Below are 13,465 nucleotides of genomic sequence, written 5' to 3' on the forward strand. Positions count from 1 at the left end.
TGTGTGCGGGGGCGTGCGGTGGGGCCTTGAGGGGTCGTGCGGGACGGCGGTGGCGACTGCCGGTGGCCGGTGGCCGATGACCGGTGGTCAGCCGGCGTCGGCTCCGGCCGCGGCCCCGGCGTCGGCTCCGGCATCGGCGAAGTCGGCGGCGAAAGCGGCGAAGTCGGCGGTGCGCCAGCGCTGGGGGCGCATGCGGAAGACGACGTCGTCCTCGAGCTGGGCCGAGGTCGCCGCCAGGTAGTCGCGCGCCTCGTCGGGGTCCAGGTAGCGCTGGGCCAGAGCCTCGCGTACGGCCGGGTCGATCGGGTCCTCGATCGAGGTGACGGGGCCCTCGACGCTGACGTAGCGGTACGGCCGTCGCTCGTCCTGCACGCAGAGGCTGAACCGCCCCGCGGCGCGCAGCAGCCGGGCCTTGACCGTCTCCCGGCCCGTCTCGACGACGATCTCACCCCCCGGCTCGTAGCCGTACCAGACCGGCACCACCAGGGGCGCACGGTCGCCGCCCCGGGGGTCGGTGACGCCCAGGACGCCGATGCGGGGGGCGGCGAGGAACCGTTCGCGTGCGTCGTGCGGCATTGCGGGCAGCATGAAGTGAGCTCCTGTTCGGGTGAGGGGGATGGTGATGAGGGTGGTGGGGGTGGTGAGAGTGAGGGGTGAGGATCGCGGAAGCGGCTCTCCGTCACTCCCTGGCTGAATGCCTGTGAATGCGGGGGACGGGTTCTCGAAGGCGCTCCCGGCTGGGTGCAGGTCGCCGTCTGTCGGCCGGCGCTCCCGCCTACGTGCCCATGTGAAGGCAGGCTCGCGTACGAGCTACCGGGCCGGCTCGGCCCGTTCTCGCCGCTCGGATCACCACTACGCCCCCACTCGGTACGTGGCCACGCAGGACGGGTACCGGAGTCCGGACCGCTGCCCCTCGTACTGCCTGCTCAAGGGGTTTCCAGGTGCCACCTACACGTACTCTCACAGAAGCCTAGCCTTCGAACTACAACAGACAGGGAAGAATAGGGAGGATGCTTGACGTACTTGAAGGAACCTCTCATACCTGACGCGGCCCTGATCCACTCTGCCCGGCCTGCGTCACGTGGCACAACCACGCCTGACGGGTATGGCCGACGGGCTACGGGTCACGCCATGGTGGGCTTGCGTAATCGACCGTGATTGGTTCCGCGCGAAAAACCACCCTGCTGGTGACCGTGCGTGGTCGCCGGGGGTGTTGGGGAAAGGGCCGTGCGTCGGAAGGGATCGGTCCGTGTCGCTACAGGCCGCCCCGTGCTCCCTTACAGACCGTCACCATGCCTTCGGGGCGCTGTCCGTTGTTCGGTTCCGCCTCGGCTTCTGTGGAGCGATCATGGTGAGTCAGATTCGGAGCGAGCCGATGCCTGTTCGGATGCGCTCGGAACGGGGGAGAGGTGAGTCCCAGGGCCCAGTTGCATGCGTCCGGGTGGCCGCCCAATCGGCTCCACCAGGGGCCGTCAGTGCGCCCGCTCTCAGCCGCCGCGGCGTACCCGGGCCGCCTTGCGGGCCTCGGCGAGCTTGCGGGCCTCGGTGGCCTTGCGCGACTTGCCGCCGGTGCCGCGAGAGGTGTCCTTGGTGGTGCCCAGGCCACGGAAAGGAGTGTTGGTGTTCTTGGCCCGGGGCGCGGCCGGACCGCCGTCGAGCGGGGTGCCGGAGGGTGCCTTGGCCCCGGTGATCCGGCTCAGCTCCGCCTCGCCCGAGCGCACCTTGGTGGTCGTCGCCTCGATGCCGGCCCCGGCCATCAGCTGGCTCACCTCGCGGCGCTGGCCCGGCAGCACCAGTGTGACGACGCGGCCGGACTCACCGGCCCGGGCAGTGCGGCCGGCGCGGTGCAGGTAGTCCTTGGGGTCGGTGGGCGGGTCGACGTTGACCACGAGGTCGAGGTCGTCGACGTGCAGGCCACGGGCCGCGACGTTGGTGGCCACCAGGACGGTGATCTGGCCGTTCTTGAACTGCGCGAGGGTCCGTGTGCGCTGCGGCTGGGACTTGCCGCTGTGCAGGCCCGCGGCGTGCACTCCGCTGGCCCGCAGATGCCGGGTGAGCTGGTCGACCGCGTGCTTCGTGTCCAGGAACAGCAGTACGCGGCCGTCGCGGGCGGCGATCTCCGTGGTGACGGCGTACCGGTCAGGGCCGTGGACGACCAGCACGTGGTGGTCCATCGTCGTGACCGCGCCCGCGGAGGGGTCGACCGAGTGGACGACGGGGTCGTGGAGGTAGCGGCGGACCAGGTGGTCGACGTCGCGGTCCAGGGTGGCCGAGAACAGCATCCGCTGGCCGTCGTGGTGCACCTGGTCGAGCACCTCGGTGACCTGCGGCAGGAAACCCATATCGCACATCTGGTCGGCCTCGTCGAGCACGGTGATCCGTACCCGTCCCAGGCGGCAGGCCTTGCGCTCGATGAGGTCGTGCAGGCGGCCGGGGGTGGCGACGACGACCTCGGCCCCGTCGCGCAGCGCGGCGGTCTGCCGGCCGATCGACATGCCGCCGACGACCGTGGCCATCCGCAGCCGGAGCGCGTCGGCATACGGCGCGAGCGCCTCGCCGACCTGCTGGGCCAGCTCCCGGGTGGGCACCAGGACCAGGGCGAGGGGCTGCTTCGGCTCCGCGCGCCGCCCGGCCGTCCGTACGAGCAGCGGCAGGCCGAAGGCGAGGGTCTTGCCCGATCCGGTGCGCCCGCGCCCCAGGACGTCACGTCCCGCGAGGGCGCTCGGCAGCGTTGCCGCCTGGATCGGGAAGGGCTCGCGCAGGCCGCGCTCGGTGAGCGTCCGCAGCACCTCGGCCGGCAGCTCCAGCTCGGCGAAGGAGGCGACCGGGGCCACCGGCGGGGTGAGGGTCACAGGCTGGGCGAGGTCGCCGTGCGGAGTGTCGAGGCGGTCCGGGTGGTTCATGAAGAGCCTTCCGTATGGGGAACGTACCGAGGAAGGCCCGGCAGGAACGAGCAGCCGACGAACAAGGGAAACCGGACGGACGGAATCACCGGCCGTCACGGTCATGCAAACGTTTGATGGTAACACAAAGTGACAGCACGCCCCGGCGCTGACCTCGATCATCGAAGCAGAAGCCGTCTGACCGACCTCATGTTCCGTGCAGCGCCCTGCCTTGGCAGCGCCCGCCGAGGCAGGGCGCTGCCAAGAGGCAGATGATGCCGATGATCAGGTGTCGGCGAGGTGGGCCAATACACGCCGGGACCGTGACCCTGGTGTCCCGGAGACCGGGACCTCCTGCTGGTGGCCCATGAAGGCGTCGCCGCACCTGCCCGGATGTGACCCGCCGGAGCTGACCCCCTCGGCCTTGACTTGGAACAAGGCCCTCATCAGCATCCGACGTGTCGATTGCACATGCGCCCGCACAGTCGGCCCGAGCGCACATGACGCGCAACGGTCCGCTCAGGCCTCGGCCGCAGTCGTCTCCGCAGCTGCCTCGGCCTCAGGCTCCGTTGCCGGGTCCGCTGTGTCCGGCGCCGCATCTCCCTGGACCGCGGGCGCGGTGTAGAACACAGAGCCCTGCTTCCGCTCGCGCTCCAGGCGCCCCTTGGCGACGAGGGCCTCCACCGTGCTGCGCACCACCGGGCCACTCACGACACGCTCCGGGTGAGCCTGTCCCAGCTCCTTGACGATCTCGCTGACCATACGCGGCTGACCGTGCTGGCCGAGAACGCCAAGAATCAGCTCACCCAGCGTGGGTCCGTCGCTCTTCCTGGTACGCGCCGCCGGTGCCGCCTGCCCCGTGCCCGCGCTGTCGGCCTGCGCCGACTTCTTCCGGCGGCCCGGGGAAGCAGCTGACTTCTTCGCCCGACGCGCCCGTGGCACGGCTCCTGCAGTCGCCGGGCTTCCGGCCTTGCCAGGTGCCCCGGCCGCTGCGCCCGAGCCCCCTTGCCGCCCGGCTACCGTGCTCCGCATGCTCGACAGCCACGCATGCTCGGTCTCCAGTGTCTGAAGGCGAGCGCGGAGAACTTCCTGCTCCTTCTTGTTCTTCTCCAGGTCAGCTGCGAACTGCGCCGCATACTGAGCCTGAATGTTGGCGCCGTCCATCTCGTCGGTCATGACCGCTCCCTCACCTGGACTGGTGTGTTGCTGCGGGATGTTACCCACCCAGGCGCGGTATCAGCACCACCTGCCGCACAAGTAGACCCGTCGCCACGTCTCACCGCGGCCCCAATTGGGATGCAACGAGGGCATGTCGGAGCCGCGCCGGACGGGACAAGCGGGGTTCAAGTGCTCACTGCACGGAGTCCGTGCCGCATGTGTGATGTTGACGGTCCGCCCGTGGCGGTTCTCGGCCGTGGGCGGACGGCAACTGCATCCAAGGGTCAGACTGCGAACCAGACCCGTTCGATGCGGTCCTGGCCCACCTCGTACATGGCCATCGCCGTACGGGTCTCGTTGCCCATGAAGCCGGTTACGCGCTCCTGATCGATGACGATGCGGCCGTGCGTCACCCGCGAGACCAGTTCGGCGTGCAGGTCGGGACTGGCGGCGAAGAGCGTCGCGTAACGCTTGCGAAAGGCCGCCCCCGACACGTCGGCGAGGACGTCACCGGACGGGAATGCGCAGACAGGCACGTCCTCGGCGTAGTAACCGAGAAATGCCTCGAGGTCGCGGGCGTTGTACGCCGCGAGCTGGCCGTCGACGATCTCTTCCGGAGACATGGGGCAGCCCCTTTCGGCCCGTCGGCTTACGGGTGCGGCGGGCGTACGTACGGTTGGTGATCAGTGCAGTAGGCCGGTGCGATGCCGTTTGAGAACCATCGACATCGAATGAGAGTCCGGAACGGATGATCATACCGACCCATCGAAGGCCGGCCGGCTGTCAGGGGGAGAGGGGCAGCACTTGTTGTCGGAGTGCTTGGAGCCGCCGTCGTCGAGGCGGTCGAGGGGCGGGCAGGGGAGTGCCGGTGTTCAGTAGAGCTTGTTCACCGCAGTGCGGGTGGTGTTCCTGAAGCCGCTGACGGGGGCGTCCTTGAACGTGCCCATCTGGCCCCAGTGCACGACGGTGACCGTCCGGCCGTCCCGTCCTACGGAGAAGAGGTGGACGTCGCTGCCCGTCTCGGCGCGCGTGGTCTGCACCCCTTGCACGTGGGCGCCGTCCGCCACCTGGACCCTGCCGAGGTCGCGCCACGTGGCGCGCGTTCCGGGATCCTCCTGCTCGACCTTGCCCGCGCAGTCCTTGACCGCCTTGTCCAGCAGCCCGGCCAGCGCCTCGGCGCGCGACGCGTCGCGCTCGACCACGGTCACCTGCACGGCGCTCGTGTCGAGGTCCGTCCAGAACGCCCGGTGCCGCGAGGTCGCTCCCGGCAGCGCCTCACCCACGCAGAACGGCAGTGGGTCCGGCACACCACTCGTCACCGCCCCGCCGTACCAGGCCGCCCCTGCCCGCGGAGGCAGCTCCGCCGGGTCGAGGAACGCCGGCACACCCGGTGCCGCGGAGGCGTTCGACGCGGCCACGACGACCGCGGCGGCGGCTGCGGCGGCCGCCAGGATGGCGACGGCTGGACGACGATGACGTCTCATGGGAACTCCCCGGGAAAGAACGAACAGTTGGTCTCTGATTGTCGCAAAGGAATGCCGCCCGCTCCGGGCGTGAACGAGCCCGCGTCCGTGCCCGCGTCCGCAGCGAGAAGGACACCCGCCGGAGCGGACGGACGACCACTTCGGGTCACACCCCGACCAAAGCCGTCGCGATCCACGAGGCCGCAGCCCCTAGCCTCGACCGTGGATCATCGACATCAGCAGCCCGTGAGTCTCGGCGTCCGCGGCCGCTACGAGCCCACGCCCTGCCTGCCCGACCGGAGCGCCGTCAACTCCGGTGACCACGCAGCCGGCGGCCTGGCACAGAGCGATACCGGCAGCGAAGTGCACGCTCCCGGCCAGGTCGCCGCCATCGGTGACGTACGCGGCACGCTTGCCGGCCGCGACCCAGGCCAGCGCCAGCGTCGTGGACACGACGCGCGGCCGGAACCGTTCGACGAAGCCGGGGTGAGCGAGCAAGTCCACGGCCCTGAACCCAGGCGCACTCGGAAAGGGCGGATCCAGGTTCACGTCCACCAGCCGGGTGGCCGCCGTCGGCGCCAGTTGCGTGTCGCCCTCATCGCGCCGCGCCCAAGCGGCATCACCATCGGTGAAGAAGACCTCGCCGCTGAACGGATCGGCCACCGCGGCCGGGCCGTTGCGCAATGCCACGTTGACGGCAACGAGCATGTTGCCGACGGCGTAGTTGAGCGTGCCGCACAAGGGGTCCACCAACCACTGGCGCACGGCGTCGGCCGCACCCTGCTGCCCGCCCTCCTCGCCGAACACCGCATCCTCGGGCCGTGCAGCACGGATGACGCCGAGGATCGCCTCCTCGGCCGCCACATCGGCGTCAGTGGCAAAGTCCCCGGCACCCTTGTCCATACGGGTGAGACGCTGCCCGTACCTGGCGCGCACGGCCTCTGCGCCGGCACGCGCAGCAGCTATCGCAACGTCGGCGTCGTCAGCATCATCAAGTCTCACAGTTGAGTTGATCACGGCATGCAGAGTATCGGGGCGACGCACCCGGAGCTGTTGCAACCGACAGGTACGGTTTGGCCATGGAAATATCCCGATCAAGTACCACCGATGAGAACACCGGGCTGTCAGCGGTCATCAAGAGCACCGCGCGTCAGCTGCTGCTGAAGGTGGGCGCCGGAGGGCTGTCCCTGGAGGCCGTTGCGGACGGCAGTGGACTTGCCGTCACCGACGTGGAAGCCGTCTTCCCGCATCGTGACGACCTGCTGACCGCGCTGGTCATCGATGCCTACAACGAATCCGGCGCCGCCATGGAACAGGCCGACCAAGCGGCCATGGACGCCGATGCGTCGGCCGGTGCGCGGCTCCTCGCGGTCACTCGCGCACTGCGGAAGTGGTCGTTCGACAACCCCGCCGAATTCACGCTGATTTACGGCTCGCCCGTTCTGGACTACCACGCCCCGCAGGACACGGTCCCGCCCGCTTCGCGCACCCCCGCGGTGCTGGCCGGGATCGTGCGGTCGGCACTGGAGGCCGGGGAACTCACCCCGCCCCGGCGGACGGTGGCAGGCCCTCCGCTGCTCCTGCCGGAAGCCGTGGAGCTTTTCGGCGGAGTGCCCGGCGCGCCGTTCTCGGACATCATCGAACGCGGCATCGTGCTGTGGAGCAACCTGATCGGGCTCCTGGTGTTCCAGGTCTTCAGCCGTACCCACGACAGTGTCCGGGACGAGTCCGCCTTCTTCGACTTCGCCGTGGCCGTGGCGGCCGAAGGCATCGGACTCGTGGTTCCTGCGGGCGAGAACACCGATTAGACCGTTCGCCGTGTACGCGGCCCTGTCCGGGGCCGCCGACCCCTGGCCATCCCGGCGGCCGCTCTGATCCGCTCGCCCATCGCCCTGGCCGGGCCCCTGCTGCCCGCCCGCTGAAAGGCGGGCCGGAAGCCGTCTGTTAAAATGAATGCGCTCGCCTCCGGCGCCCCCAACGGGCTCGCCAGGAGGCTTTTTTCATGCCTTCTGACACATCCGAACCCACCCCCCTCCCCACTACCGGTTACCGTGCCCTGCTCCGCAACGGCGAGTTCGCCGGCTTGTATGCGAGCTTCACCTTGACGGCCGCCGCGAGCACCTTGTCGGGGTTCGCGCTCGGGATGCTGGTCGACCACCGGACGCATTCCCCCTTCCTGACGGCCGTGAGCATGTACGGCGCCACGTTCGCGACGGTGTTCGGTGCACTGACGCTGATGTCGGTCGCCGACGGCAGCCGGCCTCGCCGGACCCTCGTGGCGCTCCAGTGCCTCTCGCTGGCGGGCATTGCCGCACAGGCGATTCCGGGGCTGCCGCTGCCCGCCAGGTTCGGCCTGCTCCTGATACTGGGGTTCTTCCAGTCCTTGGGGACGGGCACACGGATGGGGCTGCTCGCCGAAGTCGTTCCGGTCTCCACGTACGCGCTGGCGCGATCGCTGATGAACATCACGTCCGGTGGCATGTCGATCCTCGGCTACGCCATGGGCGCCGTGCTGCTGCGGTACCTGAGCCCGCACGGAGTCTTCGGTATCGCCGCAGTTCTGACCGGACTCGGACTGGTAGCGGTCGCCACCACCACCCGGGAACACTCGATCCGCCTGACGCGGCGGCCCGGCCTGCGTCAGACCTGGGCAACGAACATCGCGCTCTTCTCCCACCCCGGCCGGCGGGCGCTGCTGCTGAACCTCTGGGTCCCCAACGGCCTGATCGTCGGCTGCGAGGCGCTGCTGATCTCCTACTCCCCGGACCACGCCGGAGTCCTCCTGGCTGCCGGGTCGGCGGGCATGCTCCTCGGAGACCTGACCGTCGGGCGACTGCTCACCGCCGACCAGCGGCTCCGCTGCGCATTCGCCCTGCGGCTGCTGCTCGCCGTTCCCTACCTGCTGTTCGGCCTCCACCCGCCCACATTGGTGCTGACGGCTGCGGTGTTCGTTGCCGGTGCCGGGTTCGCCGCCACCTTGCCCCTGCAGGAGCAGCTCATGAAGCTGACCCCCGATCCGGTCCGCGGCCAGGTTCAGGGCGTCGAGTCCGCCGGCCGGATGACCTGGCAGGGCATCGGCGCCGCGATCGCCGGCAGCGTCGCCCAGCACCTCACCCCTGGTGCCGCGGTCACCGCCCTGGCCGCAGTATCCGTGACCGTCACCGTCTTCTCCCGGCCGTTCGTGGCCCGGAACTCGCCCACGCATTTTCGTCGACCCCGCCGGGACAGCGCACCGCGGCACCCGCGCTGGTGAGCGGCATCCGGGACCGGGCCAACGCGGCAGGGAGTGCCGCCGACGCGGCGCTCGGGCGCCTCGCGGACAAAGAGAGCCGCTACCGGATCGCTTGTCCGGACCGGGATCCGGAGCCCGTGCGGACCACCACCGCGGGCCCTTCGGAGACCGTATGACTGCAGCAGAAGCACCGGGGAGTGGACGCCCTCGGCGGGCAGTACGTCGTCCGGATGGAGAAGAAGGACGGCGAGCGGGTCGTCACCGGCACGTCCGGCAAGTAGGTCACCGGCCTGAAGGTCGCGGTCGGGCCTGAGATCGACGAGGCGGTCGCGGTCGAGCGGGCGGTCGGCGCGGTCGAGGTGCGGCTCGGACGGGAAGGACCAGGCGCGCGAGCGTGCGCTCCCTCCCCCGTGCGCCCTCGGCGCGGTGTGAAATCCACATGATGCCCATGGGGGAGGGGCGCGTCCGGCAGTTGACTTCGGCCGACGGTCGTCGGCCTCCGGCCTCCGCGTCGGCGGGCAGGACCCGGACCCGGGCCGGCCCGGTCGTCCGTGGTCGCCGTCCTCGGAGGACCGGGTGCTGCCCGTGGCGTCAAACCAGTTCGGGTTGCGGTTCCGGCTGCCGCGCCGGTGCGGCCTTCGGTTCTCGTTCCCACAGTCTGGTGGTCCGCACGTAGCCGTAGATGACCGAGATCATCATCAGCATGAGAAGCGGTCCGAACACCCACGGATTCTCGGCCATTTCCATCGGCAGATAGCGATAGGACACCAGGAACGCGGCAAAGACCGTCGCGCCGTAGGCGACCAGCTGGATTCCCGCCCGATCCCAGCCACGTTCCTGCGAGCGCAGCGCCGCCTCGATCGTGAGCGTGAACACCACGCCGGCAATGATGTCCGTGCCGTAGTGGTAGCCGAATCCCAGCGTCGCGCCGAGCGTGGCAATCAGCCAGAACGCGCCTCCGAATCGCAGAATCCTCGGGCCCTTACGGGAATGAATGAAGATCGCGGTGGCCCACGCTGTATGGAGGCTGGGCATGCAGTTGCGCGGGGTGGTCTCGTCGAACGGCATCCAGTGCGGGGTGCTGATGGGCGTCGGCGTGTTCGGCCACAGATCGGCCACCGCCCAGTGCCCGCCGTCGGCGCCGTAGGCGAAGATCGGCCCGACCACCGGGAAGATCATGTAGATGCCCGGCCCGAGGAGGCCGATCATCAGGAAGGTGCGCACCAGATGATGGCTCGGGAAGCGGCGCTCGGCCGCCACGTTGCGCAGCTGGTACAGCGTGACGAGGACCGCGGCCACCGCAAGCTGGATGTAGACGTAGTCGAGAACGTGCTCGCCGACCGTGCCGGTGGCCTCGACGATCCGGCCTGCCAGCCACGACGGGTTGCCCAGCGCGTGATCGGCGACTGCCACGTACTGGTCGAGCACCATCGGGCGGGTCTTCGAGGTGATGAGCAGCCAGGTGTCGCCGGTCTTGCGGCCGGCCACCAGCAGCAGGCCCAGCCCGACGGCCTTCAGCAGCAGGGTGCGTTCCCGGCCGGTGCGGCGCGTGACGGCGATGACGGCAAAGCCCAGAATCACCCACAACGCGCCGTTGCCGAACATCATCTTGGCGTCGACGGCCCACCGCACCAGAAAGAAGACGATGTCGATGCCTATCGCGACGCCGGCCGCGATGAACCGCTCCCGCCAGGTGAGCACCACCATCATCAACGCCATACTGGCGTACAGCAGCGGCCCCGATTTGGGGGCGAGTATCACCTCTTTCACCTGGTTGGTCATCGGCCCCGGCAGGCCGTAATGACGCGCGGCGATCTCCAGCGTGATGAAGAATCCGAGAGCCACCACTCCCACCGTGGCCCACAGTATTGTCCGTGGTCGACGCCACGCGGCGAACGTAATTCTGCGATTTATTCGCGAAAACACCCGCGATGCTATAGATATCAATTATTTGGCCGATTTGTTAGTTGTCAGTTAAATATGTCAGTCTTCGTGCCGGATAGCCTGTTTTCCGGTGAAGGACGGGCGATGGCGTGCTCGTCATGGGTCGGATCATGTTATCGGAGTGGTGCGGGTGGGTTTCGGGGGTTACGGGTGGTGGCCGGTTGACTGCGCTCGACGCTCCGGCGCGTCTCGGGATGACCATGAGGCTCTCGGCGCCCGGCAGGCACGCGTGAGGCTCGGCAAGAGCGCATCCGCCTCTTCCGTGGCTGCAGTTCATCGGTGGTCGCAGTCACGGTCTGTGCGCTACGGCTTGCCCGGTGGTCTTGGCGATCGCGCTGTCGCGGGCGCCCTCGGCGGGGGGCATGCCGGATATGTCGGACTTAACGGAGATGTGAAGTCATGGCGGTTGCCGGGCAGGTGTCGCCCGACGGCCGGCGCTCCGAACCCTCGCGATCCGAAACCTGGCGCGGCTTATTTCTCGTCGAAGACGACATCCTCGATGTCGTACTTGAGCTTGACGTTCTGACCGCTGATGGCGAAGAGCTGGTGCAGCCCGGTGAAGGACTCGCCGCGGTCGGGCGCGCCGTGAACGGCGGAGTGGACGGTGAACCTCTCCTGAGCGCCGGCCAGATAGGCGGGCAAGCAGGCCAGGGAGGCGGAACCGTTGAAGCGGATGTAGTCGTACAGCCGCCGGAAGAGCTTGGGCAGGATCACCGCGTGGTCCGTCAGCGTGCTCAGATCGGCGACCGTCACCCCGCCGTTCCTCGTCACGTCACTGGGCCACAGCCCCAGTGCGTCCGCCCTGGCCTTCTGCGCCACGTCGGCCATTTCCTGGCGCAAGGACCTGGGCAGCGCCGAGTAGAACGTGGGATAGGCGAGGCCGAGTCTCAGCAGGTGGTGATTGACGCTCGACCGCAGCAGATCCACCGGGACGTCGACCCGGTCACCGGATCGGTACCGCTTCTTGCCGTCGCCGCCGGGAACCACGGGCATGGGCCCCTTGCAGACCAGGGCGATGCATCGGCCACGGGGCCGGTCGACGCCACTGGCGAAGATGAAGCCGGGCACGGACACGGGTGTGGCGTATGTGACCGTCTCGCGGTCATCGCCCTTGCCGCCCTTGCGTCGAACTCCGGCGAAACCGAGCCAGGCCAGCATCTCGTCCGCGGCCTTGTGCCCGAATTCGAGGGGCTGGTGCACCTGATCCCCCGCGGGCTGGTAATGGGTCTCCAGCGTGTCGATTCCGTCGAACCTCACGGTGGCGTGCCCCGATCCTCCGTGATCGACCTTGTTGTGGCCGGGCACGTCCATCCAGTAACCGGGGTCGTCGGGCTGGAAGCGGATCGTGTCACCGTCCGGCTGGGTGCCGAGGACCCGATAGGTCCCCTCGATGATGACCATGCTCATGGGAGCCTCCTCCCGCGGAGGCCGGATTCTGGGGCCGGTCCCGGATTGTTCGTAAGACAGGTCACTTTCACAAGTGCCCCCGCGGGCCGCCCGCCGGGCTCCCCGGGGCGTTCTTCTTCCAGTACGCGCCGCGGGGTGGGGCGTGTCAAACCGGCCACCGACGGCAGCCGGCCGGCCGCCGGCCCGGCGGGAAACCCGCCCCCGGAAGCCCCGGGTGGGCCATCGCGGCTCGCCCGCCGGACACCCGCGTACCACGCTGGGTGAATGGCCCGCAGACACGCCGCCGCCGTCCTGACCGGAGTCGTCGCCCTCCTGAGCGCGCTGCTTCCCGCTACCGCTACCGCCACCGCGACCACCGGGCCGCCCGCCTCCCGGACCTCGGAGCGGCGCACGGTCTCCGCCTGGCTGCCGTTCTGGGAAGCAGGTGCCTACCAGGACGCGCTCGCCCACGCCGATCAGCTCCACACCGTCAGTCCCTTCTGGTACGAGGCCACCGCCGCGGACCGCATCGAGGAACACGCCGGCGCAGGCGACCGAGCCGTGATCGACGGGCTGCACCGGGCCGGGATCAAGGTGGTGCCCACCGTCACCGAGAGCCTGGACGCCGCCGGCATGGCACGCCTGACGGGCGACCCGAAGACCCGCGCCGCGCACGTCGAAACCCTGGTGCGCCTGGCCACCGGCCGCCCGTACGACGGCCTCGACCTCGACTACGAGAAGATGAACGAGACCGGCGCCGCCCCCGCCGTCCTCCAGCAGGTGCGCACGGGCTTCAACTCCCTGGTCACCGAGGTGTGCAACCGCCTGCACGCCCTGCACAAGGAATGCACGGCCGCCGTCTTCCCCCGTACGGCGACGCGAGACGAAGGCCCGGTCCACGACTACGCGCACCTGGGCCGCACCCTCGACCGCCTGCGGATCATGGGCTACAACCTGCACAACGCCCTGGACCCGCCCGGCCCGCTGTCCAGCCCCGCGTGGTACGAGGACATCCTGCGCTACGCGACCGCGCACGTACCCGCGCGGAAGATCGAGATGGGCATCCCCGCCTACGGCTGGGACCACCGCGTGGGCGACCCCGGCCGCGCCACCCACCGCACGTCCCGCGAGGCCGAGGCGCTGCGACAGCGCGTCGGCGCGCCCTACGCCCTCGACCCCGGCTCCAGGACCCCGCACTTCACCTACACCGAGGACGCCCGGCAGCGCGAGGTCTGGTACCAGGACGCGCGGGGGATCGCCGACCACCTGCCCGTCCTGCGCAAATACGGAGTCGAGCACACCGCACTGTGGGCACTGGACTTCGAGGACCCGCAACTGTGGCCCGCACTTGCCGGATTCCCGTCCCCGTAGGCGCTCGGCCCGGTCGCCCGGTGATCATG

11 protein-coding genes are annotated in these 13,465 nt (G+C 69.5%); 3 read left to right on the forward strand and 8 right to left on the reverse strand.

Annotated features, from left to right (window positions below):
• Nucleotides 1–87: 87 nt before the first annotated feature.
• The 6 genes from AS857_RS15165 to AS857_RS15190 form a co-directional block, all read right to left on the reverse strand.
• Nucleotides 88–576 (reverse strand): TIGR03618 family F420-dependent PPOX class oxidoreductase, encoded by a 489-nt coding sequence (locus AS857_RS15165; RefSeq protein ID WP_245699850.1) that lies wholly within the window; start codon nt 574–576, stop codon nt 88–90.
• Nucleotides 577–1,487: 911 nt separating this feature from the next.
• Nucleotides 1,488–2,903, reverse strand: coding sequence for a DEAD/DEAH box helicase (locus tag AS857_RS15170; RefSeq protein WP_058043618.1), 1,416 nt, complete (start codon nt 2,901–2,903; stop codon nt 1,488–1,490).
• Between the two features lie 498 nt (nt 2,904–3,401).
• Nucleotides 3,402–4,058 (reverse strand): hypothetical protein, encoded by a 657-nt coding sequence (locus AS857_RS15175; RefSeq protein ID WP_058043619.1) that lies wholly within the window; start codon nt 4,056–4,058, stop codon nt 3,402–3,404.
• A 266-nt stretch (nt 4,059–4,324) separates the two neighbouring features.
• Nucleotides 4,325–4,663 carry a nuclear transport factor 2 family protein gene (locus AS857_RS15180; RefSeq protein WP_058043620.1) on the reverse strand — a complete coding sequence of 113 codons (339 nt, stop codon included), beginning with the start codon at nt 4,661–4,663 and terminating at the stop codon, nt 4,325–4,327.
• Between the two features lie 249 nt (nt 4,664–4,912).
• A complete protein-coding gene (locus AS857_RS15185) occupies nt 4,913–5,524 on the reverse strand; it encodes a hypothetical protein (protein ID WP_107105586.1) in 612 nt (203 codons plus the stop codon).
• Between the two features lie 189 nt (nt 5,525–5,713).
• On the reverse strand, nt 5,714–6,520 hold the full coding sequence (locus AS857_RS15190) for an inositol monophosphatase family protein (RefSeq protein WP_058043622.1): 807 nt from the start codon (nt 6,518–6,520) through the stop codon (nt 5,714–5,716).
• Between the two features lie 62 nt (nt 6,521–6,582).
• Here AS857_RS15190 and AS857_RS15195 point away from each other — a divergent pair, with 62 nt between their 5' ends.
• Both AS857_RS15195 and AS857_RS15200 read left to right on the forward strand, forming a co-directional pair.
• Nucleotides 6,583–7,311: a TetR-like C-terminal domain-containing protein gene (locus AS857_RS15195; protein WP_058043623.1), complete on the forward strand. Its 729-nt coding sequence runs from the start codon at nt 6,583–6,585 to the stop codon at nt 7,309–7,311.
• A 194-nt stretch (nt 7,312–7,505) separates the two neighbouring features.
• Entirely contained in the window at nt 7,506–8,756 is a 1,251-nt protein-coding gene (locus AS857_RS15200; RefSeq protein WP_063804258.1) for an MFS transporter, read from the forward strand.
• A 570-nt stretch (nt 8,757–9,326) separates the two neighbouring features.
• On the opposite strand, the gene AS857_RS15205 is transcribed toward AS857_RS15200, so the two are convergent.
• Together AS857_RS15205 and AS857_RS15210 are read right to left on the reverse strand one after the other, a co-directional pair.
• Entirely contained in the window at nt 9,327–10,637 is a 1,311-nt protein-coding gene (locus tag AS857_RS15205) for a phosphatase PAP2 family protein (protein WP_275477367.1), read from the reverse strand.
• Between the two features lie 513 nt (nt 10,638–11,150).
• Nucleotides 11,151–12,086 carry a hypothetical protein gene (locus AS857_RS15210; protein WP_058043625.1) on the reverse strand — a complete coding sequence of 312 codons (936 nt, stop codon included), beginning with the start codon at nt 12,084–12,086 and terminating at the stop codon, nt 11,151–11,153.
• Between the two features lie 264 nt (nt 12,087–12,350).
• Between AS857_RS15210 and AS857_RS15215 the strand changes: the two genes are divergently transcribed.
• Nucleotides 12,351–13,436, forward strand: coding sequence for a glycosyl hydrolase family 18 protein (locus tag AS857_RS15215; protein WP_058043626.1), 1,086 nt, complete (start codon nt 12,351–12,353; stop codon nt 13,434–13,436).
• The last annotated feature ends 29 nt before the right edge of the window (nt 13,437–13,465 follow it).

The organism is Streptomyces roseifaciens, from assembly GCF_001445655.1.
Taxonomy (GTDB): Bacteria; Actinomycetota; Actinomycetes; order Streptomycetales; family Streptomycetaceae; genus Streptomyces; species Streptomyces aureoversilis.

Bases quoted from the DNA above. Each gene is read 5' to 3' on its own strand.
- AS857_RS15165 (WP_245699850.1), bottom strand. From the start codon at position 576: ATGCCGCACGACGCACGCGAACGGTTCCTCGCCGCCCCCCGCATCGGC.
- AS857_RS15170 (WP_058043618.1), bottom strand. From the start codon at position 2,903: ATGAACCACCCGGACCGCCTCGACACTCCGCACGGCGACCTCGCCCAG.
- AS857_RS15175 (WP_058043619.1), bottom strand. From the start codon at position 4,058: ATGACCGACGAGATGGACGGCGCCAACATTCAGGCTCAGTATGCGGCG.
- AS857_RS15180 (WP_058043620.1), bottom strand. From the start codon at position 4,663: ATGTCTCCGGAAGAGATCGTCGACGGCCAGCTCGCGGCGTACAACGCC.
- AS857_RS15185 (WP_107105586.1), bottom strand. From the start codon at position 5,524: ATGAGACGTCATCGTCGTCCAGCCGTCGCCATCCTGGCGGCCGCCGCA.
- AS857_RS15195 (WP_058043623.1), top strand. From the start codon at position 6,583: ATGGAAATATCCCGATCAAGTACCACCGATGAGAACACCGGGCTGTCA.
- AS857_RS15200 (WP_063804258.1), top strand. From the start codon at position 7,506: ATGCCTTCTGACACATCCGAACCCACCCCCCTCCCCACTACCGGTTAC.
- AS857_RS15210 (WP_058043625.1), bottom strand. From the start codon at position 12,086: ATGAGCATGGTCATCATCGAGGGGACCTATCGGGTCCTCGGCACCCAG.
- AS857_RS15215 (WP_058043626.1), top strand. From the start codon at position 12,351: ATGGCCCGCAGACACGCCGCCGCCGTCCTGACCGGAGTCGTCGCCCTC.